At 67.6% G+C, this 23,235-nt stretch carries 29 protein-coding genes; 24 read left to right on the forward strand and 5 right to left on the reverse strand.

The features are described from left to right. Positions 1-3 precede the first annotated feature (3 nt). The 21 genes from BS329_RS21270 (at position 4) to truA (ending at position 13,229) form a co-directional block, all read left to right on the forward strand. Positions 4-189 (forward strand): type Z 30S ribosomal protein S14, encoded by a 186-nt coding sequence (locus tag BS329_RS21270; protein WP_005166789.1) that lies wholly within the window; start codon positions 4-6, stop codon positions 187-189. A 95-nt stretch (positions 190-284) separates the two neighbouring features. After that, positions 285-683, forward strand: coding sequence for a 30S ribosomal protein S8 (gene rpsH / locus BS329_RS21275; RefSeq protein WP_076163008.1), 399 nt, complete (start codon positions 285-287; stop codon positions 681-683). A gap of 16 nt (positions 684-699) precedes the next feature. Beyond that, on the forward strand, positions 700-1,236 hold the full coding sequence (gene rplF / locus BS329_RS21280; RefSeq protein WP_076163009.1) for a 50S ribosomal protein L6: 537 nt from the start codon (positions 700-702) through the stop codon (positions 1,234-1,236). A gap of 2 nt (positions 1,237-1,238) precedes the next feature. Then, entirely contained in the window at positions 1,239-1,637 is a 399-nt protein-coding gene (gene rplR / locus BS329_RS21285) for a 50S ribosomal protein L18 (RefSeq protein WP_076163415.1), read from the forward strand. A gap of 31 nt (positions 1,638-1,668) precedes the next feature. Further along, on the forward strand, positions 1,669-2,316 hold the full coding sequence (gene rpsE, locus BS329_RS21290; protein WP_076163010.1) for a 30S ribosomal protein S5: 648 nt from the start codon (positions 1,669-1,671) through the stop codon (positions 2,314-2,316). A gap of 1 nt (position 2,317) precedes the next feature. After that, a complete protein-coding gene (gene rpmD, locus BS329_RS21295; RefSeq protein WP_076163011.1) occupies positions 2,318-2,503 on the forward strand; it encodes a 50S ribosomal protein L30 in 186 nt (61 codons plus the stop codon). Further along, positions 2,500-2,946, forward strand: coding sequence for a 50S ribosomal protein L15 (rplO, locus tag BS329_RS21300; protein ID WP_076163012.1), 447 nt, complete (start codon positions 2,500-2,502; stop codon positions 2,944-2,946). The genes rpmD and rplO overlap by 4 nt, the downstream gene beginning before the upstream one ends. A 446-nt stretch (positions 2,947-3,392) precedes the next feature. Then, positions 3,393-4,028 carry a hypothetical protein gene (locus tag BS329_RS21305; protein ID WP_244197243.1) on the forward strand — a complete coding sequence of 212 codons (636 nt, stop codon included), beginning with the start codon at positions 3,393-3,395 and terminating at the stop codon, positions 4,026-4,028. Between the two features lie 50 nt (positions 4,029-4,078). After that, positions 4,079-4,711, forward strand: a complete 633-nt coding sequence (locus BS329_RS21310) for a LysE family translocator (RefSeq protein ID WP_076163013.1) — start codon at positions 4,079-4,081, stop codon at positions 4,709-4,711. A gap of 322 nt (positions 4,712-5,033) precedes the next feature. Continuing rightward, positions 5,034-6,341: a preprotein translocase subunit SecY gene (secY, locus tag BS329_RS21315; RefSeq protein WP_076163417.1), complete on the forward strand. Its 1,308-nt coding sequence runs from the start codon at positions 5,034-5,036 to the stop codon at positions 6,339-6,341. Next, positions 6,338-6,892, forward strand: a complete 555-nt coding sequence (locus BS329_RS21320; RefSeq protein ID WP_076163014.1) for an adenylate kinase — start codon at positions 6,338-6,340, stop codon at positions 6,890-6,892. The genes secY and BS329_RS21320 overlap by 4 nt, the downstream gene beginning before the upstream one ends. A gap of 44 nt (positions 6,893-6,936) precedes the next feature. Continuing rightward, on the forward strand, positions 6,937-7,713 hold the full coding sequence (map, locus tag BS329_RS21325; RefSeq protein ID WP_076163015.1) for a type I methionyl aminopeptidase: 777 nt from the start codon (positions 6,937-6,939) through the stop codon (positions 7,711-7,713). Positions 7,714-8,287: 574 nt separating this feature from the next. Next, a complete protein-coding gene (gene infA, locus BS329_RS21330) occupies positions 8,288-8,509 on the forward strand; it encodes a translation initiation factor IF-1 (protein WP_005166804.1) in 222 nt (73 codons plus the stop codon). A gap of 36 nt (positions 8,510-8,545) precedes the next feature. Then, positions 8,546-8,659 (forward strand): 50S ribosomal protein L36, encoded by a 114-nt coding sequence (gene rpmJ / locus BS329_RS21335; RefSeq protein WP_004558882.1) that lies wholly within the window; start codon positions 8,546-8,548, stop codon positions 8,657-8,659. Positions 8,660-8,864: 205 nt separating this feature from the next. Further along, a complete protein-coding gene (rpsM, locus tag BS329_RS21340; RefSeq protein WP_005166805.1) occupies positions 8,865-9,245 on the forward strand; it encodes a 30S ribosomal protein S13 in 381 nt (126 codons plus the stop codon). Further along, positions 9,242-9,427: a hypothetical protein gene (locus tag BS329_RS21345; RefSeq protein WP_004558884.1), complete on the forward strand. Its 186-nt coding sequence runs from the start codon at positions 9,242-9,244 to the stop codon at positions 9,425-9,427. The genes rpsM and BS329_RS21345 overlap by 4 nt, the downstream gene beginning before the upstream one ends. 18 nt (positions 9,428-9,445) lie before the next feature. Beyond that, positions 9,446-9,853, forward strand: a complete 408-nt coding sequence (gene rpsK / locus BS329_RS21350) for a 30S ribosomal protein S11 (RefSeq protein ID WP_004558885.1) — start codon at positions 9,446-9,448, stop codon at positions 9,851-9,853. 23 nt (positions 9,854-9,876) lie between these two features. After that, complete coding sequence (rpsD, locus tag BS329_RS21355) at positions 9,877-10,482, forward strand: 30S ribosomal protein S4 (RefSeq protein WP_037314696.1); 606 nt, start codon at positions 9,877-9,879, stop codon at positions 10,480-10,482. A 127-nt stretch (positions 10,483-10,609) separates the two neighbouring features. Beyond that, positions 10,610-11,683 (forward strand): DNA-directed RNA polymerase subunit alpha, encoded by a 1,074-nt coding sequence (locus BS329_RS21360; RefSeq protein ID WP_005166811.1) that lies wholly within the window; start codon positions 10,610-10,612, stop codon positions 11,681-11,683. Between the two features lie 75 nt (positions 11,684-11,758). Continuing rightward, positions 11,759-12,322 carry a 50S ribosomal protein L17 gene (gene rplQ / locus BS329_RS21365; protein ID WP_076163016.1) on the forward strand — a complete coding sequence of 188 codons (564 nt, stop codon included), beginning with the start codon at positions 11,759-11,761 and terminating at the stop codon, positions 12,320-12,322. A gap of 73 nt (positions 12,323-12,395) precedes the next feature. Next, complete coding sequence (truA, locus tag BS329_RS21370) at positions 12,396-13,229, forward strand: tRNA pseudouridine(38-40) synthase TruA (RefSeq protein WP_244197263.1); 834 nt, start codon at positions 12,396-12,398, stop codon at positions 13,227-13,229. On the opposite strand, the gene BS329_RS21375 is transcribed toward truA, so the two are convergent. The 3 genes from BS329_RS21375 to eccE form a co-directional block, all read right to left on the reverse strand. Further along, entirely contained in the window at positions 13,199-14,158 is a 960-nt protein-coding gene (locus BS329_RS21375; protein WP_076163017.1) for an endonuclease domain-containing protein, read from the reverse strand. The genes truA and BS329_RS21375 overlap by 31 nt on opposite strands. 243 nt (positions 14,159-14,401) lie before the next feature. Then, a complete protein-coding gene (locus BS329_RS21380; protein WP_076163018.1) occupies positions 14,402-15,124 on the reverse strand; it encodes a hypothetical protein in 723 nt (240 codons plus the stop codon). Beyond that, positions 15,121-16,302, reverse strand: a complete 1,182-nt coding sequence (gene eccE, locus BS329_RS21385) for a type VII secretion protein EccE (RefSeq protein WP_076163019.1) — start codon at positions 16,300-16,302, stop codon at positions 15,121-15,123. Before eccE ends, BS329_RS21380 begins: the two co-directional genes overlap by 4 nt. Before the next feature lie 540 nt (positions 16,303-16,842). Here eccE and eccB point away from each other — a divergent pair. The 3 genes from eccB (at position 16,843) to BS329_RS21405 (ending at position 20,011) form a co-directional block, all read left to right on the forward strand. Beyond that, the gene (eccB, locus tag BS329_RS21395) at positions 16,843-18,468 is read left to right on the forward strand and encodes a type VII secretion protein EccB (RefSeq protein WP_076163020.1); all 1,626 of its coding nucleotides are present in this window, start codon (positions 16,843-16,845) and stop codon (positions 18,466-18,468) included. Between the two features lie 68 nt (positions 18,469-18,536). Continuing rightward, positions 18,537-18,851, forward strand: coding sequence for a hypothetical protein (locus BS329_RS21400; protein WP_076163021.1), 315 nt, complete (start codon positions 18,537-18,539; stop codon positions 18,849-18,851). 5 nt (positions 18,852-18,856) lie between these two features. Continuing rightward, a complete protein-coding gene (locus BS329_RS21405) occupies positions 18,857-20,011 on the forward strand; it encodes a WXG100 family type VII secretion target (protein WP_076163022.1) in 1,155 nt (384 codons plus the stop codon). Positions 20,012-20,113: 102 nt separating this feature from the next. On the opposite strand, the gene mycP is transcribed toward BS329_RS21405, so the two are convergent. Continuing rightward, entirely contained in the window at positions 20,114-21,763 is a 1,650-nt protein-coding gene (gene mycP / locus BS329_RS21410) for a type VII secretion-associated serine protease mycosin (protein WP_076163023.1), read from the reverse strand. 23 nt (positions 21,764-21,786) lie between these two features. Continuing rightward, a complete protein-coding gene (eccD, locus tag BS329_RS21415; protein WP_084750067.1) occupies positions 21,787-23,151 on the reverse strand; it encodes a type VII secretion integral membrane protein EccD in 1,365 nt (454 codons plus the stop codon). Positions 23,152-23,235: the final 84 nt, after the last annotated feature.

The raw sequence follows: 23,235 nt of genomic DNA on the forward strand, positions 1-23,235 counted from the left end.
TCGATGGCCAAGAAAGCACTGGTCCACAAGGCCGCGAAGACGCCGAAGTTCAAGGTTCGCGGTTACACGCGTTGCCAGCGGTGCGGTCGCCCGCACTCGGTGTTCCGCAAGTTCGGGCTCTGCCGGATCTGCCTTCGCGAGATGGCACACGCGGGCGAGCTGCCCGGCGTCCGCAAGTCCAGCTGGTAAGAGTCTTTTAACTCCCACTTCGCCACAGGCCCCGCACGCTCTGCTCATCCGGGCAGGGCTTCGGGGAACCAGGCGAGAAAGGTTGACAGGTCACCATGACGATGACCGACCCCATCGCAGACTTCTTGACCCGTCTGCGTAACGCGAACTCGGCTTACCACGACGAGGTCGTGCTTCCCCACTCGAAGATCAAGGCGAACATCGCCGAGATCCTCAAGCGCGAGGGCTACATCGCGAGCTACCGCGACGAGCCGGGCGAGAAGCACAAGAACCTCGTCGTGGAGCTGAAGTACGGCCCCAACCGTGAGCGAAGCATCGCCGGCCTCCGCCGCGTGTCCAAGCCCGGCCTGCGGGTCTACGCAAAATCGACCGAACTGCCGTCCGTTCTGGGTGGCCTCGGCGTCGCGATCATCTCGACGTCGTCCGGCCTCCAGACCGACCGTCAGGCCAAGCGAAACAGCGTGGGCGGCGAAGTCCTCGCCTACGTCTGGTAAGGAAGGGGGCACAGACATGTCACGCATTGGAAAGCTGCCGGTCGCCGTCCCCTCCGGGGTCGAGGTGACCATCGAAGGTCAGCAGATCAAGGTCAAGGGGCCCAAGGGCACCCTTGAGCACACCATCGCCGAGCCGATCACCGTGGAGCACGCCGACGGCACGCTCCAGGTGAAGCGTCCCGACGAGGAGCGCAACAGCCGTGCCCTGCACGGTCTCACCCGGACGCTGGTCAACAACCTCGTCGTCGGTGTGACCGAGGGCTACGAGAAGAAGCTCGAAATCCACGGTGTCGGTTACCGCGTGCAGGCCAAGGGCTCGGACCTCGAGTTCGCCCTCGGCTACAGCCACCCGGTGAAGATCGAGGCCCCCGAAGGCATCACCTTCAAGGTCGAGACCCCCACCCGGTTCTCGGTCTCGGGCATCGACAAGCAGAAGGTCGGCCAGATCGCCGCGGTCATCCGCAAGCTGCGCCGCCCGGACCCGTACAAGGGCAAGGGCCTGCGCTACGAGGGTGAGAAGATCCGCCGCAAGGTCGGAAAGACGGGTAAGTGATCATGAGCGACACGACTACGAAGCGCAAGCCGGTCGGCAAGGACATTTCGACCCGCCGCCGCGTCGCGAAGGCCCGTCGGCACTTCCGCCTTCGCAAGAAGATCAACGGCACGGACCAGCGTCCGCGCCTGGTCGTCAAGCGTTCGTCGCGGCACATCGCCGTGCAGCTGATCGACGACCTCGCCGGCAAGACCCTGGCGTCGGCGTCCACCCTCGAGGCGGACGTCCGCGCCCTGGACGGCGACAAGAAGGCCAAGGCCGCCAAGGTCGGGGAACTCGTCGCCGCCCGCGCCAAGAACGCCGGTGTCTCGACCGTGGTGTTCGACCGTGGTGGCAATGCCTACCACGGCCGCATCGCCGCGCTCGCCGACGCCGCGCGTGAAGCGGGGTTGGAATTCTGATGCAGATGCTCGTGAATGGAAGGAAAGCCTGATGCCGGGACGTACACGGCAATTCGGCGGCGGCCAGGGCGGACCCGGCGGGCAGGGCGGCAATGACCGCAATGAACGTCGTGGTGGCGGCCGGGATCGTCGCGACAGCGGTCGTGGCGGGGCCGGCCAGGACAAGACCCCGCACCTCGAGAAGGTCGTGACGATCAACCGCGTCGCCAAGGTCGTCAAGGGTGGTCGTCGCTTCAGCTTCACCGCCCTGGTGGTCGTCGGTGACGGCGACGGTCAGGTCGGCGTCGGCTACGGCAAGGCCAAGGAAGTTCCCGCGGCCATCGCCAAGGGCGTCGAGGAAGCGAAGAAGAACTTCTTCCGCGTTCCCCGCGTCGGTGGCACCATTCCCCACCCGATCCAGGGTGAGGAAGCCGCCGGTGTCGTGCTGCTGCGTCCGGCGTCCGCCGGTACCGGTGTCATCGCCGGTGGTCCGGTCCGCGCGGTGCTGGAGTGCGCGGGTGTCCACGACGTGCTGTCGAAGTCGCTCGGCTCCGACAACGCGATCAACATCGTGCACGCGACCGTGGCGGCCCTGAAGGGTCTGCAGCGTCCCGAAGAGGTCGCGGCCCGCCGCGGTCTCCCGCTCGAGGACGTCGCCCCGGCTCGGATGCTGCGCCAGCGTGCGGGTCAGGGGGTCTGACATGACTCAGCTCAAGGTGACCCAGGTCAAGAGCAAGATCGGCACCAAGCACAACCACCGTGAATCGCTGCGTACCCTCGGGCTGCGCAAGATCCGGCAGTCTGTAGTGCGTGAAGACACCCCCCAGGTTCGCGGCCTCATCCACACGGTCCGCCACCTGGTGGAGGTCGAGGAGGTCAAGGCATGACTGCCATCAAGATCCATCACCTTCGTCCGGCTCCCGGCGCGAAGCGCGACAAGGTCCGCGTCGGCCGTGGTGAGGGCTCGAAGGGCAAGACCGCCGGTCGCGGTACCAAGGGCACCAAGGCCCGGAAGAACGTGCCCGCCGGTTTCGAGGGTGGGCAGATGCCCATCCACATGCGGCTGCCGAAGCTGCGTGGCTTCAAGAACCGTTTCCGTACCGAGTACCAGCCGGTGAACCTGGGCGACATCGCCCGCGTCTTCCCGGACGGTGGCAAGGTCGGCAACGAGGAGCTCGTCGCGAAGGGCCTCGTTCGCAAGAACAAGCTCGTGAAGGTGCTCGGCAACGGTGACCTGAACGGCGTCAAGCTGGACGTCACCGCCGATGCTTTCTCCGGCTCCGCCAAGGAGAAGCTCTCCGCCGCCGGTGGCTCCGCCACCACGCTCTGAGCTCTCTTCGCTCGCTTCACCGAAAGGCCCGCCCGGCTCCGCCCGGCGGGCCTTTCGCTTGCGCTCCTCCCGGCGGCTTCGACTTTCGCGGGCTAAGTGCGATCCGGTCCCTTCTCCCCGGCGCTCCCGCTGACTTGCGTTTCGCCCCCTAATCGTGATCCGGGGCCAGACGCGAACAGAGCGACTTTCGCCCCCTAATCGCGATCCGCCGGTCGCCCAGGTGCTCGCCGCTCAGATCGCGATTAGGGGGCGAAACGCAACCGGCGCCGAGCGTGGCGGTTGGGGGTCTGTGCTGGAAGGATCGGGAGGTGGACACGCCTCCTCGGCAGGACCAGCAGCCCTTCCCACCGCAGCCGGTCGCGCCGCCGACGGTCATCTCGGTGCAGGGGCCCATAGACCCCGCTAGCGCGCCGGTCCGCTCTGGCCAACCTGAGCCTCGCAGGCTGGTGGCAGCGGGCCTGGCGGCCCTGGCGCTGATCCTGACGCTCGTCGGCTGCTTCTTCCCGTTCTTCAGCACGGAGCATCGCCTCGACCTCGATCGCAGCGACAAGTTCGTGATCGTCGTCGTCCAAGGCGCGTGGGAAACAGTGGTCAACCAGCCCGAAGGACACAGCCTCACGACGTCGACGTCGCCTGTCGGTATTCCTCTCCTGATCGCTGCGGCGATCCTGCTGGTGGCCACGATCGTGAGTGCCCGCGCCACCTTCTTCCGGCGGCCGGGAAGCTTGGATCGATGGCTCGTGACCATCGGGGTGGTGTTCCTCGCCGGAGTCGTCTTCACCGTCACCATGCTGGGATTCGGAAATCAGCTGGGAGAACCCACCGAATCGTCGACGACGTTCAGTGCCGGCATATGGGCTCTGTTCGCGGCAGTGGTCGCGGCTGCGGTAGCGGCGATCGTGAGTCACCGTGTCGAGGAGGCCGAGGTCCCGGTGGGCGGCGACCCGGGGCTCGCGGACATGCCCACTCCGAAAGATGGTATTTCCATCGCTGTGCTACCGCCGGAACCACAGCCGACACCTCCGCCGGACTATTCGGCCTTCGCCTCTCCGCCGGATCCCAGCCCAAAGGAGCGCGATTAGTCCGCTAAACGCGCTCGCGTCGGTCGATACGGTGAAGGAGGAGGTGACCGATGACTTGGGCGCTGGTCTTTTTCGGTGCGGCGGTGCTCGTGGCTTTTACGCCAGGGGCGAACAATCTGCTCGGCCTGCACCACGGCATGACACAGGGTGTGTGGAAAGGGCTGGCAGGCCTGTTAGGCCGATTGGCTGCATTCATGATGCTGATCGCGGCTGTCGCGGCAGGGCTCGGTCAGCTCCTCGCGGCCTCCGAAGGTGCACTCACGGTGATCAAGTGGGCAGGCGTCGCCTATCTGGTCTGGGTTGGCGGACGGCTGCTTTGGTCGACGTTCCGCGGCGGACGGACTGCGCTGGTCACAGGGCCGCAAAACACCGAATCCGTACCGGCTCTCCGGATCGCGCGGAAGGAATTCGTCGTCGCGATCACGAACCCGAAGGCGATCCTCATCTTCACCGCGTTCGTACCCCAGTTCATCGATGCAGCTCACGGCTCCTTTCCTGTCCAGATCGCGATCCTCGGCGCCGTCTATCTGCTCGCCGAGTTCGTCGCGGGCGCGACCTACATCGGGGCAGGCGCGCTCGTGAAGTCGCTCCGGCTGTCCCGCCGCGCGACGCGCAACGTCGATCGCGGCACCGGCGTCGTGCTGCTCGGCATGGCGGGAGCCCTGGCCGCGTCGAGCTCCTGAACCGGCCCCCTGATCACGGTGCGTTCAGCCCCCTGATCGCGATCTGATGGGGCCCGGAAAGCAAGGGACGACAAGGCGATCTGTCAAGGTTTCAGAGCGAGAAGCGGATGTCGATCAACCTTGCGGACCAACCTTCGTTCGGAAAACCCACACGCACTGCGGACACGCCCTGTGAAGCTGTTAGAGTCGGCGACACGCTTCGGGACGAGTGTGCCCCGAAGCGTTCCTGGCTTGTGCCAGAAAGCTGTGTGTTCCCGCCGGCCCCAGGTCGGCCAAGCCGATCGTCGGTAAGACAGCCGACGACGCCGAGGAGGTCCCCCGCGTGCTCAGCGCCTTCCGCTCGGCTCTCGCGACGCCGGATCTACGTAAGAAGATCCTGTTCACGCTAGCCATCGTCGCGGTCTACCGAATCGGTGCCACCATCCCGGCCCCGGGCATCTCGTACTCCGCCGTCCAGAAATGTACGGAAACCGGGTCGCAGGAGGGCGTCTATCAGCTGCTGAACCTGTTCAGTGGCGGTGCACTGCTGCAGCTGTCACTGTTCTCGACCGGCATCATGCCGTACATCACGGCGAGCATCATCGTCCAGCTCCTCACCGTGGTCATCCCGCGGTTCGAGGAACTGAAGAAGGAAGGCCAGGCCGGTCAGGGCAAGCTGACCCAGTACACCCGGTACCTGACGATCGCCCTCGCGATCCTTCAGGCCACCGGTGTGGTGGCGCTCGCCGACCGCAAGCAGCTCTTCCCGCAGTGCGACACCGCGATCATCCCGGACAACAGCGTCTACACGCTGGCCATCATCGTCATCACGATGACCGCCGGTACCGCCGTCATGATGTGGCTGGGTGAGCTCATCACCGAGCGCGGCGTCGGCAACGGCATGTCCGTCCTCATCTTCCTGAACATCGCGGCCCGGATCCCGATCGAGGGTGGCAACATCCTCAGCAGCGCCGGCCCGGTGGTCTTCACCCTGATCTGCGTGTTCGGCCTGGTGATCATCGCCAGTGTCATCTTCGTCGAGCAGGGCCAGCGCCGGATCCCGGTGCAGTACGCCAAGCGCATGATCGGCCGCCGCATGTACGGCGGGACCTCGACCTACCTGCCGATCAAGGTGAACCAGGCCGGTGTCATCCCGGTCATCTTCGCCTCGTCGCTGCTCTACCTGCCGGACCTGATCAGCCGCCTCGTCGGTGATGCCAACAGCAACGCGGGCTGGCAGGTCTTCATCCAGAACTACATCGTCAACCAGTCCAGCTGGGCGCACGTCCTGCTGTACTTCGCGTTGATCATCTTCTTCACGTACTTCTACATCACGATCACGTTCAACGTGGACGAGCGTGCGGAAGAAATGAAGAAGTTCGGTGGCTTCATCCCGGGTATCCGCCCGGGCCGTCCCACCGCGGAGTACCTCAGCTACGTCCTCGGCCGGATCACCCTGCCGGGCTCGCTGTACCTGGGCATCATCGCGATCCTTCCGAACTTCTTCCTGTCCGTCACCGGTAGCGGGAACAATCAGAACTTCCCGTTCGGTGGCACGGCTGTGCTGATCATGGTCGGTGTCGGTCTCGACACCGTGAAGCAGATCGAAAGCCAGCTGATGCAACGTAACTACGAAGGGTTCTTGAAGTGACGCGCCTGGTTCTCGTTGGCCCTCCTGGCGCGGGCAAAGGTACTCAGGCGGTAGCACTGTCGGAGAAGCTCCGGATCCCGCACATCTCGACCGGCGATCTGTTCCGCGCCCACGTGGGCGAGCAGACGCCGCTGGGCCGGGAAGCCAAGCGCTACCTGGATTCCGGTGAACTCGTGCCCGATTCGGTCACGAACGAGATGGTGCGGGAGCGCCTTGCCGAACCCGATGCCAAGGTCGGTTTCCTGCTCGACGGGTTCCCCCGCAACACGAAGCAGGCCGACGTCCTCGGTGAGATCCTCGGCGAGGTCGACACCGAGCTGAACGCGGTCATCCAGCTCCAGGTCTCCGAAGACGTCGTCGTCGAGCGGCTGCTGTCCCGCGGCCGCTCGGACGACACCGAAGAGGTCATCCGTCGTCGCCAGCAGATCTACGTGTCCGAGACCGCTCCGCTGCTCGAGTACTACGCGGACATTCTGGTCACGGTCGACGGTGTCGGCTCGATCGACGAGATCTCCGCCCGCGTGCTGGAAGCGCTGCGCGACCGCACGTGAATCTCGGAGGACTGCGTGTACTGCAACGGCTTCGTCGTGGGCGCATGATCGAACTCAAGAGCCCGGGTGAGCTTCAGGCGATGCGGGCGGCTGGTCTGGTCGTCTGGCGCACCCTCACCGCGGTGCGCGAGATCGCGAAGCCAGGGGCGACGACGGCCGATCTCGACGAACTCGCCGAGCAGACGATCCGCGACGCCGGCGCGGTGCCCTCCTTCAAGGGCTACCACGGCTTCCCGGCGTCGATCTGCGCTTCGGTGAACGAGCAGATCGTCCACGGCATCCCGTCGAAGACACGCGCCCTGAACGAGGGCGACATCATCTCCGTGGATTGCGGCGCGATCCTCGACGGCTGGCACGGCGACTCCGCCGTCACCCTCGCGATCGGTGAGGTGTCGAAAGCGGACCTCGCGCTTTCGGCGGCCACCGAGGCGGCGATGTGGGCGGGGATCGCCGCGGTGTCGTCCGGCAGGCGGCTCACGGACATCTCGCACGCCGTGCAGACCGCGGCCGAGAAGGCCGGCCGGGAAGACGGCATCGAGTACGGGATGATCGTCGAGTACGGCGGTCACGGGATCGGGCGCCAGATGCACATGGACCCCTTCCTGCCGAACCTCGGTAAGCCCGGCAAGGGCCCAAGGCTCAAGGCCGGGATGGCGCTCGCGATCGAGCCCATGCTGACCGGTGGCGGCGGGGAGACCGTCGAGCTCGACGACGGTTGGACCGTCGTGACGGCGGACGGCTCGCGGGCCGCGCACTGGGAGCACACCGTCGCCATCACCGACGACGGCCCGTGGGTGCTGACCGCCCCCGAAGACGCCTGACCCTTCGCTGCCTCCGGATCGCGTTTAGCCCGCTAAACGCAAGTGCGCCCCGGCCTGCGTTTAGCCCCCTAATCGCGATCCTCGCGTCGCGATTAGCCCGCTAAACGCAGGTGGGCTCGGATCACACTTAGGCCGCTGAACGCAGGTGGCCCCGGATCGCACTTAGGCCGCTAAACGCAAGTCCGCCCGCTGGTCGCCGCAGTGCCCGAGGCTCGCCCTTGAGGCTCCCGGGTGCCGCCCCTATTGGGCGCGCCTCGGCCGCCGAACGCGACCAGGGCGCAGGCCCAGCGCGTCGCGATTAGCCCGCTAAACGCAGGTCGGCGGAGGCGTACGATGGGGGAGGTCGCTTCCGGCGAGCCCAGGGGGCGCGTAACACAGTTACCCCCCGTTTGGGCCTCGCGACACGGGTTGCGTACACTGTCAAGTCGGTGTACTCATCGCGCCCGGATCCTGCGCGCTCGTGAATTCTCGCGAACGGACATTGGACCCGGGGTGGGGTGTGCCGAAGCACCACCCAGCCAAGCACTCAAGCTCTGACTGATAACACAGCGTAGCGACAGGAAATGCGGAGGACATGGGCAAGAAAGACGGGGCCATCGAGGTCGAAGGCCGCGTAGTCGAGCCGCTCCCCAACGCGATGTTCCGCGTCGAGTTGGAGAACGGCCACAAGGTCCTTGCACACATCAGCGGCAAGATGCGGCAGCACTACATCCGCATCCTGCCCGAGGACAGGGTTGTCGTGGAGCTCTCGCCCTACGACTTGTCTCGTGGTCGCATCGTCTATCGCTACAAGTGATCACGACGAGTTAGCACAAGCAGGAGAGCAGGAGACGTGAAGGTCCAGCCGAGCGTCAAGAAGATCTGCGACAAGTGCAAGGTGATCCGCCGCCACGGCCGGATCATGGTGATCTGCGAGAACCTGCGGCACAAGCAGCGGCAGGGCTGATCACTCGCACTCGTACAGAGTGGATTGACGGCTACACAATCTCCCCGCACCTGCCGGGCCGTGCGAACGGCCCGGTTCACCCCCGGACTTCAGGCCGGGGCCGGGACACCCGAAGCGCAAGCCAAGGGCACGACAGGCGAGTCGGTCCCGGGACCGGACGGGGAGCAGACCTGAAGATGAATTCTATGAAGGAGCATCAACGCCAATGGCACGACTCGCTGGCGTAGACCTCCCCCGCGAAAAGCGGTTGGAGATCGCGCTGACCTACATCTACGGCATCGGCCGTACCCGCTCGAAGCAGCTCATCGCGGCTGCCGAGCTCAACGCGGACACTCGCGTCAAGGATCTGAGCGATGACGACCTCGCCAAGCTGCGGGTCTACATCGAGGAGAACTTCAAGGTCGAGGGTGACCTTCGCCGTGAGGTGAACGCCGACATCCGTCGGAAGATCGAGATCGGGTGCTACGAGGGCCTTCGCTGGCGTCGCGGACTTCCCGTCCGTGGTCAGCGGACCAAGACGAACGCCCGTACCCGTAAGGGTCCGAAGAAGACGGTCGCCGGCAAGAAGAAGGCTGGCAAGAAGTGAGCGTCCAGGGCAAGAAGGTCGTGCAGATGGGCGGCGTCCACCGCCGCGGCTCGGCATGTGTCTCGCCCAAGGCGCTCTACGCCCGCCCGATGGCGCTCCGCAACCTGTACACCGACGCCGGATCGATCATCCGGCGCGGCCAGGCCGAAGCGGTCGCCGCTCACCAAGAGAACGCGCGCTAACAGGAGAACCCTCAGAACATGCCACCGAAGTCTCGTACCGCGGCGGGGGCCAAGAAGGTCCGCCGTAAGGAAAAGAAGAATGTCGCGCACGGCCACGCGCACATCAAGAGCACCTTCAACAACACCATCGTCTCGATCACGGACCCGACCGGTGCCGTGATCGCGTGGGCGTCGAGTGGTCACGTGGGCTTCAAGGGCTCGCGTAAGTCCACCCCGTTCGCCGCGCAGATGGCCGCCGAGAACGCCGCCCGCAAGGCTGCCGAGCACGGCATGAAGAAGGTCGACGTTTTCGTGAAGGGCCCGGGTTCGGGCCGCGAGACGGCGATCCGCTCGCTGCAGGCGGCCGGCCTCGAGGTCGGCACCATCCAGGACGTGACCCCGCAGCCTCACAACGGCTGCCGCCCGCCCAAGCGGCGCCGGGTCTGAGGAACGGGGAGGAGTAAGAAGAAATGGCTCGTTACACCGGCCCCGCGACGCGTATTTCCCGTCGCCTCAAGGTTGACCTCATCGGCGGCGACCAGGCTTTCGAGCGTCGCCCCTACCCGCCGGGCCAGCACGGCCGCGGGCGCATCAAGGAGTCCGAGTACCTCCTGCAGTCGCAGGAGAAGCAGAAGGCTCGCTACACCTACGGCGTTCTCGAGCGTCAGTTCGTCCGGTACTACAAGGAAGCCGTCCGGCGTCCGGGTAAGACCGGTGAGAACCTGCTGCAGATCCTCGAGTCCCGTCTGGACAACGTGATCTACCGCGCCGGCATCGCCCGCACCCGCCGTCAGGCGCGTCAGCTGGTGAGCCACGGCCACTTCGTGGTCAACGGCGTCAAGGTCAACGTGCCCTCGTACCAGGTCAGCAAGTGGGACATCATCGACGTGCGGCCGAAGTCGTTCGCGATGCTGCCCTTCGTCGCTGCCAAGGAGTCGTTCGGCGAACGTCCCGTTCCCGCGTGGCTCCAGGTTGTTCCGTCCAACCTCCGGGTGCTGGTCCACCAGCTCCCGGAGCGCGCTCAGATCGACGTTCCGGTCCAGGAACAGCTGATCGTCGAGCTCTACTCGAAGTGATCCATCATCGGGCCGGGGTCTTCCCCGGCCCGGTGTGGGCACGGCGGCGGCGCCCGGAGTGCGCCGCCGTTTCGCCATCCCTTTCGGTGTCATATGGCGGGCGCCGTTTGGAAAGGAATTAGGACAGATGCTGATTTCCCAGCGGCCGGCTCTCGGCGAAGAGACGGTCAACGAGACCCGCTCCCGGTTCACCATCGAACCGCTGGAGCCCGGCTTCGGCTACACGCTCGGCAACTCGCTGCGGCGCACGCTGCTGTCGTCCATTCCGGGCGCGGCCGTGACGAGCATCCGCATCGACGGCGTGCTGCACGAGTTCACCACCGTTCCCGGGGTGAAGGAAGACGTCACCGACATCATCCTGAACCTCAAGGAGCTCGTGGTCTCCTCGGAAGAGGACGAGCCGGTCACCATGTACCTGCGCAAGCAGGGCCCCGGTGAGGTCACCGCTGCCGACATCGTGCCCCCGGCCGGTGTCACCGTGCACAACCCGGATCTGCACATCGCGTCGCTGAACGGCAAGGGCAAGCTCGAGATCGAGCTCGTCGTCGAGCGTGGCCGCGGTTACGTTCCGGCCCTGCAGAACAAGCAGGCGGGCGCGGAGATCGGCCGGATCCCGGTCGACTCCATCTACTCCCCGGTGCTGAAGGTGACCTACAAGGTCGAGGCGACCCGTGTCGAGCAGCGCACCGACTTCGACAAGCTGATCCTGGACGTGGAGACGAAGCCGTCGATCACGCCGCGGGACGCCGTCGCGTCGGCCGGTAAGACGCTGGTGGAGCTGTTCGGTCTCGCGCGCGAGCTGAACGTCGACGCCGAGGGCATCGAGATCGGCCCGTCGCCGCAGGAGGCGGACACCATCGCCGCCTACGCGATGCCGATCGAGGACCTGGACCTCACCGTCCGGTCGTACAACTGCCTCAAGCGTGAGGGCATCCACACCGTCGGCGAACTGGTCTCGCGCAGCGAGGCCGACCTGCTGGACATCCGCAACTTCGGTGCGAAGTCGATCGACGAGGTCAAGCTGAAGCTCGTCGGTCTCGGCCTCGCGCTGAAGGACAGCCCGCCCGGGTTCGACCCGACCGCGGCCGCGGCCAGCTACGACGGTGAAGGCTGGTCCGAGGGCGTCGACAGCATCACGGACGGAATTTCGGACAATGGCCACGACGATGGCCAGGACTACGCAGAGACGGAGCAGCTGTAAGGCCAGCTTCGACTCCCTCACCGGTAGGGGTGGGGGAGCCCCGGCCTCCAGCTGTGAGCTGAACGAGGAGAACCGATGCCCACCCCCACAAAGGGACCCCGTCTCGGCGGGTCGCCCGCGCACGAGCGGCTGATCCTGGCCAACCTGGCCACTCAGCTGTTCGAGCACGGCAAGATCACGACGACCGAGGCGAAGGCCCGGCGGGTGCGCCCGCTGGCCGAAAAGCTGATCACGAAGGCGAAGCGGGGCGACCTGCACAACCGTCGTCAGATCCAGCGCATCGTGCGCGACAAGGATGTCGTGCACAAGCTGATCGCCGAGATCGGTCCGTTCTTCGCGGAGCGTCCGGGTGGCTACACCCGGATCACCAAGACGATGGCGCGCAAGGGCGACAACGCCCCCATGGCCGTCATCGAACTGGTGGCCGAGAAGACCGTCACCGCCGAGGCCGAGGCCGCGCGCAAGACGAAGTTCGCCAAGGACGAGCCGAAGGCTGCCGCTCCGGCCGCCGAGGAGACCACCGAGGCCCCTGAGGCAGCCGACACGGCCGCCGCTGAGGCTCCGGAGGCCACCGAGGCTCCCGCCGCCGACGAGGCCGCTGAGGCCCCCGCCGCGGACGCGGACAGCAAGAAGGACTGACGTCCTGACGGCACCGAACACCCCGGACGAGCCCGCCACTCCCACTGCGGAGGGCGGGCTCGTTCGTCTGCGTCTGGATGTCTCTTACGACGGCACCGATTTCTCCGGCTGGGCGAGGCAGCCCGGTCGGCGCACCGTTCAGGGACTTCTCGAAGAGGCGCTTGCGAAACAGCCTCCAGGAGCCTCGGTCCCGAAGTCCGTCGTCGTCGCCGGCCGCACCGATGCCGGTGTGCACGCGGCCGGCCAGGTGGTCCACGTCGACGTGTCGCCTTTAGCGGGCAAAACGCGATCCGGTCGCCTTGAACTGGACCGGCAGGGCATTCCCGATCTGGGGCGGATGTGTCACCGCTGGAATCGATACCTGCCGGGCGACGTGCGGGTGCTGGGCGCTCGCGTGGCCGCATCGGGGTTCGACGCGCGGTTCTCCGCCGTGCGAAGGCATTACCGCTACCGCGTCTCGGACGCGCCGTGGGGCGTGGATCCCTTGCGGCGTCACGACACGTTGGCCTGGGGACGGCCGCTCTCGGTCGACGCGATGAACGAGGCGTCGGCGTCCCTCTTGGGACTTCAGGACTTCGCGGCCTTCTGCAAGCAGCGCGAAGGCAGCACAACAATTCGCGAGTTGCAGCGGCTCGTTTGGCGGCGGACCGGACCACACGCGGTCGAGGTCGACGTCTCCGCCGACGCGTTCTGCCACTCGATGGTGCGCAGCCTGGTCGGGGCGCTGCTTCTGGTCGGCGACGGCCGTCGTGGGCCGGATTGGCCCGGCGACGTCCTGGAGAGCCGCACGCGCGATAGCGCTGTCGCTCCCGCACACGGCCTGACGCTGATGGCCGTCGACTACCCGCCGGACACGGAACTCGCCGCCCGTGCCGATCAAACGCGCGCCATGCGCACCCCCTCCTGACCCGGCCGCGGCACAGTCAGCGGGCTGACCGCGCCGCGGCGGGCCCGCCAGACGGCCTCGACGATGCCTTGGAAATCAGTCGCCAGGTCTTCCGCGGTGACGATGACGAAGCGCCAGCCCTCGGCCTCCGCTCGTCTTCGGCGTTTGCGATCGTGGGCTCGTTGCTCCGGCGTGTTGTGCCATCGTCCGTCGTATTCGATCGCGACCTTGTACTCCTCGTCTCCCAGGTCGAGGCGAGCGACGAAATGGCCCGTTCGAGAGATGACCTCGAACTGAGGTGTCGCCGCGATTCCGGCGGCGGCCAGCACGACGCGAACGTCCGATTCCGGAGGCGACTCCGCGCGAGGATCGGACAGTCGCAAGGCATGCCTGGCCAAGCGGATTCCTCGATTGCGGCGACCGTAGAACTCCCCGTTGAGATGGAGATCGTGCAGCTTCTGGGCTCTCATGAACTGGTCCAGATCCGGCACGCCCGTGCGGAGCCGCCGCACCCATCCGGATTTTCGAGGAGAAAGCCGCAGAAGCAGATCCAGCGCGATCCGGGTCCTACGCGCGATACGGATGCCATTCCATGGCCCCGATTCCTCGGGTTTGATCTCAGTACGCCGAATTTTGATCCCGTCGATCGGGCCGAAGCGGTATTTCTCGGGCACGACCATCTCGACCGGATCAAGGGGCCTGGCCAGCTCGACGCCTTGCACGGTCGCGGCCGATCGCCCGGTCAGCACGGCTTCCGGAGGCGCCAGCAACGCGGCGCCTCGGCAGCGCAGCTCATGTGTGACCTCCACGTCAGCGCGCGTGTAGACGTCCTGGAACAGCCTCCGGACGCTGGAACCGCGTAGTTGGCTCGCCGTGATGAGGCCCGCTTTGCGTGCCTCGGAGCCGCGGAAGACGTCGGGGAGATGGGATGAATCGAAGGGCTTGGTCATATCGACACGGTGATCGACGGGACCGACACCACCCGGCCATCAGCGGCCCTTCAGGGGCCACTTGTCCACAACCCCCGGCTTGTCCACAGTCCGCGCGATTGCCCCTTGACGGACAACCTTCCCGCGCCACTTCGACTTTAGCCGCCTAATCGTCAAACGGGACGGGACGGAAACGGGGGCACTGTCCGATATGGACAGTGCCCCCGCAGAGCACACTTAGCCCGCTGAAGTCGCCGCGCCGGGTCAGTCGCCGCGGCGGACCGGGCCCAGGAGCTGTTGCTCTTTCGCGGTGGTGACCAGGCGGAGAGGGCGCCAGAGGTTCCGGCCGAGGGCGACGACCTGGTCGTCCTTCAACGTCGTGAGCTGCTTCATCATCTGCGGCGGGAGCCGCCAGATCCGCGCGGCCAGTTCGGCCTGCCCTGGCGGGAGCCGCTGCATCAGCACCAGGTCGGCCGCGTTCGCGGTCGCCCCGGCCTGCGGGTGCAGATAGGGCAGCACGTAGACCGTCGTCTGCCACGGCGACCGCGGCGGGAACAGGTCCTGCGGTGTCGGGCCGCCGTCGGTCACCACCAGCAGCGGCGCGTCCTCGGACGGCCGCGGCAGGTCCACCGGCGACAGCCGCCGGATCTGCACCAGTGGCGACGGCCTGCCGTTCGGCTGATTGCCCGCCGCCTGAGGGAGAACCTGCCAAGCGGCCGGCCGCCCGGTCGCCACGACGACCCACGCCCCGACCGCCATCGCCCGCAGCGCCACCTGGCGAGCCAGGTACAGGCCACCGACGAGCACGATCCGGGTCGGTGTCGAGCGCAGCGCGGAAATCGTCAGCGGCTCGCCCTTGAGTCCGGAGCCGAGGACGATCCCGCCTCGGTCGCCGGACGGGCTGATCGCGTCGAGCATCGCCGGGTCGACGGTGAATTCCGGGGCGATACCGGCGTTCTGGCCGGCGTCACGCATACGGGTGCTCATGCCGTGCCTCCGATCGGCAAAGTCGCGGAGAACCCGGAGATCTGCAGGCCACGCAACGGCGTCAGCGCCACGCCCAGCCGTTCCGAGACACCTTGCAGCCGCTGGTCGGCCGCGTCCAGTTCACGCGGGTTCCGCGCGCTCAAGCGCACGATTCCCCGCAAGCCGATCTTGCCCTCATCGGCGGACGGCGAGATCGACATCGCCACCGTCGCCGACAGCGCGCGGACACTGGTCAGCGCGTTCAGGCTGCTGCTGATCTTGCCCTTCGGCCAGCTGGTGATCGCGTAGCTCGCGTGTCCGATGCCCGCCGCGGTGACGCCGGTCCAGCGCTCCTGCAAGCCGACTTTCGCGGGCGAACCGGCGACAGCGGTCAGTTCCGCGGCCGAAATGCTGGACCGCAGCAGCTCGTCCGGGTCGAGCGGCCGGGTCGGCACGCCCTGCGATTCCAAGGCGTTGCGTACTCGCGACAGCGCGCCGATCAGCGCGCGATGCGCACCGACGACGCCGCCGCCGCGTTCGCGGATGGCGGCCGGGCACCGGCGCGGGTCGAGCCGGATGGCGACCCACGTCGTCCGCCGCGCGGCCGCGGGAAGCGGGCCGAGCACCTCCATGTAGGAGCTGAGCGCGGGCGAGTCCGAGGGGAGGGACGCGCTGCCCGGGTAGCAGTGCCAGATCATCTGGATCGAGTCGAGGACCACGCCGCGGTCTTCCAGGCACGGCGCGAGCGCGGACAACGGCAGGCTCGGCGCACCGTCGGCCTGTGTGATCAGCGCCGGCGCGGGCTCGACGAGCAGGACCGCGGTCCACGTCCCGTCGTTCCACGCGAGGCCGACCTGCTGGCGCTCGTGGTCGACACCGTGCGCGACGACGAGATCGGGAACCGCGAGGCGAAGCAGGTTCACCCGGGCATCGTCCGGGCCGGTGACGGCGTCCTCTTCGGCGGCGAGCGTTTCGATGCTGCTCGGGGGAAGCGGCGTCGCCACGCGATCATGCGAACGGACCATGTACCGCAGGGTGAGTCCAGCCCATTGGGTGAACCAGCGGCCGCCCCAGCGCAGGAACGCGATGATGATCGCGACCCCGAACACGCCGATCGCGACATACTTCAGCTTCATGTCGATCGCGAGGAGGACGAGACCGATCGCGAGCCCGAGTTCGAGCACGACCAGGTTCGCCACGGGCAGCGGACCGAGGTTGATCCCGCCGGTCCGGCGCCTCGTCGGCGCGGCGATCCGCGGCGCGGGGGCGGACGGAGGATCAGGCTGTGGGCCGGGGCCGCCGGACGGAGGACCGCCCGGGCCACCAGGGCCACCAGGTCCTCCCGGGCCACCAGGTCCGCCGGGACCCCCAGGCCTTCCTGGACCGCCCGGGCCACCTGGACCCTGCGGTCCGCCAGGGCCACCGGGCCCACCGGGTCCACGAGGAACACCGGGGCCTCCCTGGCCGCCGGCCGGGCCACCGGGTCCACCCGGTCTGCCGGGCCTTGGCGGCGGCCCCGGCGGGCGACCCGGAGGTTGAGACCCCGGAGGGCCGGGCGGACGTGGAGGAGTGGTGACGGACATCCGCGCTTTCTCTTCCCCTCGTGCGTGCTGCGTACCCGGAAAGCCGGTCCCGAGGAACTTGACACTAGCTGGAGTTGGTAGAAACCCCACACCAGACGGTCCCCGTACGGCTATCCTGCGGAACCGTACCGCGACGGGGAGGACTGTAGGTCGAGAATGCCATCAACACCGACTACTAAGTCTCAAGTTCAGGCTTATCAGTTCGTTCTGCGCCGGATGCAATCCGCGCTGGTCCGTCGCGACGCCGTCATGCTCCACGACCCGATGCGCACGCACACGCGAGCCACCATCGTGGGCGTCGTGCTGGCCGCGCTGGGTGTCCTGGTCTTCGTCATCTGGGGACTGCTGAGCCCGAAACCCTCCGTTCCGGAGGCGGGCAACATCGTCATCGGTGAACAGTCCGGAACGGTGTACGTCGTGGCGGGGAATCCGAAGAAACTGATTCCCACCTTCAACCTCGCTTCCGCGCGGCTGCTGATCATCGCGCAGTCGAAGCAGGGGGCGCAGCAGGCGGGCGGCAAGCCCGCCGGGCCCGCGCAAGCCTCCGAAGTGAAGAACCCCACAGTCGTTTCGGACGAACAGCTGAAGAACATCCCCCGCGGCCAGCTCATGGGCATTCCCAACGGCCCGCAGCTGATGCCGACGGAAGGCCAGCGTGTCGCCCCGGACTGGGGTGTGTGCGACGAGGTCATGTACGACCCGACCGTGCCGAGGCCGGATCTCACGAAGACCGAGACGACCGTCTACGCGGGTGTGAAACAGCTCGGGAACCGTGAGCTCGGCCAGAACGAGGCCTTGCTGGCCAAGGGCGCCAACGGCAGGACCTACCTGATCTACCGGCTGGCGGCGAACCCCAACCTCCCGAACGCGAACGCCGTGAAGGCCGAGATCAAACCCGACGCCAGTGCCGTCCTCTCCGCGCTGAAGCTGCCCGACCAGCCTCGCGGTATCTCCCAGGGCCTGCTGGACGCGATCCCCGAGGTGCCGGAGCTGAAGCTGCCGGACGTCACGGGCAAGGGCGAGAACCCCAACTTCGAAATCGAAAACATGAAGGTCGGCGACGTCTTCTCCACCGAGCAGGCCGAAGGGCGGAAGGACTTCCACCTCATCACGAGGGAAGGGATCCAGTCCATTTCCCCGGCCGTCGCGGATATCGTCCAGACCGGGAAGAACGACGGCAGCACTTCGGTCATGTCCGTACCGCTGGGCAAGATCCGCAACGTCACGCGGGTGGCGGCCGGGCAACCGGGCTTCGTCGAACTCGACGCCTACCCCCAGACCGTGCCGACGGTGCTCAACGCGACTCAAGGTTCCCGGGTGTCCTGCCTCAGCTGGTCCATCGCCGGCGACGGCGCCGGCAGGGACGGTCACACCGCGGTGTTCGTCGACGACAAGCTGCCGAAGGGCAGGAACGCCGACGGATCCGCGCCCGGGGTCAAGATCGGTACTCCCGGCCCGGTCGGCGCGCCGATCAACAGCTTCTTCATGGAGCCCGGTTTCGCGGCGGTCGTCCAGTCGGCGACCGGCAAGGAGACCTTCGACAAGGGCCCGATCCAGCTGATCTCCGACCGCGGGATCCGTTACGGCGTTCCCGACGCCGTCACGGCGGACTCGATCGGGCTCAACAAGCGTGTGCCCGCACCGGAGTCGATCGTCAGGATCCTGCCGGTCGGCGCTTCGCTGAACACGCAGGACGTGCTTCGCGCGTTCGACACGGTGCCGATCGACGACCGGGCCGGATCGGTCGCGACGCAGGGGCAGCAGTCTTCTTCGGGAAACTGATCGCGGGAACCCCTGAGGCGGCACGAGCGTCTCAACGCCCAAGCACTGTCGGGTGAGTGGAGGGCGCAGTGACCGGCCTGAAGATCGACGGCACCGTCGTCGGTGACTACGCGAAGCGGGTGGACGCGGCCGCCGGGGAACTCGAGCTGGCGGCCGCCGACGTGACCGGAGACGGCATCACCGTCGAATCGCACGGCACGCTGGGGGAGGAGCTGGGCCTCGGCGCGTCTTACGGACGTGCGGCCGAGGCCATCCGGCGTCAGCTGGTGGAAGGCGCGGCCGCGCTGCGATCGGCGTCGGAGGCCCTGCACACGGTGACCGCGCGGCACGCCGGGCATGACGACGAGGCCGCCCAGATGATCAAGCACGCCGTGGAGCTCTGAACCGCATGATCGCCGAGTCGGAGACCCCGACCGATTCCATCCCGCACCCGATGAGGTCCGCGCGCCCTGCGGTTCCCGTCGCGGCGCCGAGCGCGTTTAGCCCGCTAACCGCGCCCGGCTCGGGAGGTGAGGACCTCATCGGGGCCGCGGAGCCGCATCTCGCCTTCGTTTCGGAACTGTCCGGTCATCTGGGCCTGATCGATCCGGTCGAGGCCTACCTGACCCCGCTGGCGGGACGCTGGGAGGACCTGAAGGACGAGGCGGGCAGGCTCCGGAAAGCGGCGATGACCGCGGCCACCGTGTCGAAGGAACTGTCGGAAGACCTCGGCCGTCTCGACGCCGGATGGTCCGGCAAGGACGCCGATGCGTTCGTCGCGTACATCAGGGATATCAACATCGCGGGCTCCGACGTCGAAGACGCCCTGAACACGCTGGCGGGCTCGCTCGACGAGCTGGTGTCGTCGATCCGTCGCATCCTGACCGACCTTGTCGAGATCCTGGTCGACACGGCCGAACTGACCTCCGAGACCGCGATGCTGCCGGTCGGCGGCGTTCGGCGGGCGCGAACTCAGCTGGAGGAGGCGCAGGAGTCGGCCAAGGCGCTGTTCGAAGCCGGGCGCGACGTCCTCGAAGGCTTTGTGAGGCTTTGTGACGGAGTCGACGATCCCGATGCTGCTTCGCGGAGCATCGAGATCGCTCACCGGTACCCGCAGGACGAGTTCAAGCTCCATGACGATTCCGCGGCGGCGGGTGCGCCGGCCGCGGAGAAGGTCGCCGCTGGACCGGATTCCGGGGCCGCGGCCGAGGAACAGTCGACGTCGCCGTCCGCGGCCGCCGATCCCGCCGACGGCCGGAAGACCGGGTCGCAGGAGCCGCTGATCGAGCAGGGACAGGCGCCGATCCCCGGGGTCGCGCCCGTGCCGGCCCCGCCGGTTCAAGGCCAGGCCGTGGCCGGGTCGGGGACGGCGATGATGCCGATGGGGATGGCGCCGATGGGGATGGGCATGGGCGGGGGAGGCCGGACGGCTCACCAGTCGAAGACGCGCCCCTCCTCGAAGCCGTCCGATGTGGTCGGCGAGCCCGGCCAGGTCGTCCCGCCCGTGATCGGCGAGGACGACAGCCCGCCGAAACCCGCTCCGAAGCCCAAGCCCGCCAAATAGGTGCCCTCACGGGGGGCGCGACTTTAGCGGGCAAAGTGCGATCCGGACGGCGCGGAGGCGAGTCCAGGGCAGATCGCACTTTGCCCGCTGAAGTCGCTCGGCCTACGGGGTCTTGCGGCCTGGTGAGGTGGTCGGCCGGTTGCGGCGGACCGAGTGCACCACGAACAGCGTGACGAGCAGCGCCACCAGGCCCCCGCCGGTTCCGGCGAGCGCGACGATCATCGGGGCGGGATCGCGGTCGTTCGCGGGCGGCAGATCCGTGGGCAGCTGAACCGGCTTGGCCTTGTCCGCTTCCGACGGCACGATCGCCGTCAGCGCCGCGATCGGGTCGATGACCCCGAAGCCGACGAAGTTGTCCCGCCCGCCCGGCGCCGCGGGGTGCTGCGCCGTCGCCTTGATCCGGTTCATCACCTCACGCGCGCTCAGACCGCTGAACTTCGCGCGCACGAGTGCGGCCACGCCGGCGACGTACGGTGCGGCGAAGCTGGTCCCCTGGATGGCGCCGGGTTCCCCGTTGCCCTCGATGGTCAGGTTGGCCAGGCTGCTCGACCCTTCCGCCGGGTCCAGCGAAATGATCTTGGTGCCGGGTGCGGCGACGCTGACCCACGGTCCGTTGACACTGAATTGCGCGACACCACCGGTGTCGTCGATCGCCGCGACCGACAGTACGTCGTCGGCGAACCACGGCGGCGTGACGATCGTCTTGGGGGACTTGGGGTCCGGCTGGTCGTTCTGCGGGCATTTGTCGCCGACGTTGCCCGCCGCCGCGACGACCACCACGTCGCTCTCGACGGCGTAGTGCACGGCCGCCTGGAGTACCTGCTCATTGGGAGCGATGCTCCCGCTGGCCGGGCGACAGTTGTCGACCGACATGTTGATCACCTTGGCCCCGCGATCGACAGCCCTGACCACGGCCTGCGCGAGCGTTGTCAGCGTGCCCGCGGTCTTGCCCTGCTCCTGCTGTCGCCCGCCTTTGTCCTGGCCTGGTGCGGTTCCGTCCGCCGCGCCGCCGACAGCGCCGTTCCCCTGTGAGGACGGCGGAAGCTGCGAACCCGGATTGTTCGACGAAGCAGGCGGAGCGGCACTCGACGAGGCCGGCGGTTCCGCCTTCTTCTCCACCTCTTCATAGTTCTGGCTCGACTGACGGATCGACAGGATCGTGGCGTCCGGCGCGACCCCTCGGAACCCGATACTCGCGTCGGGCGGATTCGCCGCGATGATCCCCGCCACCTCGGTGCCGTGGCCGTCGCAGTCTTCGAGTCCAGGGGCCTTGCCGCCGTTGGGAGTCGCGACGTAGTCGCCACCCGATTCGACACGGCCACCGAAGTACGGGTGCGCGGTGACGCCGGTGTCGATCACGGCGACCTTGACGCCCCCGCCGATCGACTTGGTGGCGCCGCGCATCAGCTGGTGCACCTTTTCGATCTGCAGGTACTCCTGGCCCCACGGCCGGTTCTTGATGTCGACCTGGTCGCCGCCGAGCTTGCTGCGCTGCACGCACTGCGTCTTCTGTTCGTAGGTCTTGTCCGGCTTGCCCGGGTCGTTCGGCTTCTTGTTCGTGTCCACCGGAGGCGGGGTCGCGTAGTAGCCACCGGCGTCCGCCGGGACGCTGCTCTGCTGCGCCCACGCGGGAAGTGCCACCGACGCGGGTGAGAGAACACCGATACCGGCCGCCAGCAGTACCGTTCCGGTACGTCCGGCGAGGCCGAGGTGGCGGACGCGCGTCCCCCTGGACTTCCGCGCTGCGGCCATCAGAGCATCATCCGATCGGGTCGTCACTTGAAGTTGAGGTGGCGCAGCGTCGTGTAGAGATCCATGACACCGAGCGCCAGCGGGAGCACCGTCGCGATGAAGACGGCCTCGAAGATCTCCACGGTCCGCCGCAGCGGCGGCGAGAAGCGCTGGTTCGGGAAGATCACGCCGACCACGAGCGCACCGGCGCCGATCAGCAGCAGCGCGCCGAACACGAACAGGACGCGGTTCAGCGGGCTCGCCGACCACATCCAGCCGAGCAAGATGCCCGCGCCCGACACCATTCCGGTGGTCAGCAGCGCGATGGCCTGCGCGCCGTTCGCGTACGCCCGCGCCCGGAGGAGCAAGACCAGCGTGGCGACCACGCCGAGGATCGGGCCGAAGATCGACGGCGACGTCGAGGCGATGATCGCGAACAGCGCCGTGGCCGCGCCGCAACCGGTCAGCAGGCCCGTCATGTACTCGTGGGCGACCGCGGTGCGGCGCTCGATGGCGCGGTAGTCCGGGAAGCCCGAGTCTTCCTTGAGTTCTTCGGCACTGCCGGGAACGTGCGGCGTCGGGAGGGCCGCGAGCTTGATCGTCGCGCGCGGCAGGATCGAGATGCAGGCCAGCGAGAACGCGACTGCGCCGGCGGCGACACCGGCGATCGGGGTGTCGATGAGCGTCGCGGCCAGGAACGTCAGCGCCGAGATCGTCGCCGTCGTCGCGGCCGCGATGAAGGTGGTGATCCCGTGCCCGATGACGAGGATGCAGACCGCCGCCACGATGATCACGAGGGCGCTCGCGAGCAGCAGGTTCGCCCACAGGGACAGCCCCGGCACGATGTAGAACCCGCTGACGAAGGCCAGCGAGAGACCACCCGTCGCGGCGATCAGGACGCCGGTCGCCTCGGCCTTGTAGGCCTTGGCCAGCGTCGCGCCGATCGCGACGCACGCGATCGCGCCGACACCGCCGGCGATCGCGGCGGCGAGTGCGTTGCCGCCGTAGAACGAACCGCTGGTGAAGAGTGCGAGGGCCGCGAAGAACAGCGCCAGGCCGCCCGCGATGTGCCCGAAGCGACGTGCCGTCTCCTTCGTCCACGGACGGAAGCTGTCCGGGGACGATTCGGCGATCGCGTCGACGACGTCGTCGTACAGCGGCGGAGGCGGGTTCTCGTTGCGTTTGCGCAGCTGCAGGAGTTCGCCGTCCACGACACCGAGGGACGCGAGAGTCCGGCTCGGGTCGAGAGGCGCGTCGCCCAGCTTCGCCAATGCCCAGCCGCCGTGGCGGGCGCCGCCGTCCGGCGTCGCCTCCTTCGCCATTTCCAACAGCATGGGCAGCAGGTCCGCCACCGCGACGTCAGCCGGCAAAGCCACGTCGATCCGGGTGCGTGGCGCGACCACCGTCACCCTGCTGAATACCGTCGTGCCCGTTGCCACTGCCTTCCCCCTGCCCTGAAAGTCTGGTCCCCGGGGAACCTATACCGAACCCGG

Source organism: Amycolatopsis coloradensis, assembly GCF_001953865.1.
GTDB lineage: Bacteria > Actinomycetota > Actinomycetes > Mycobacteriales > Pseudonocardiaceae > Amycolatopsis > Amycolatopsis coloradensis.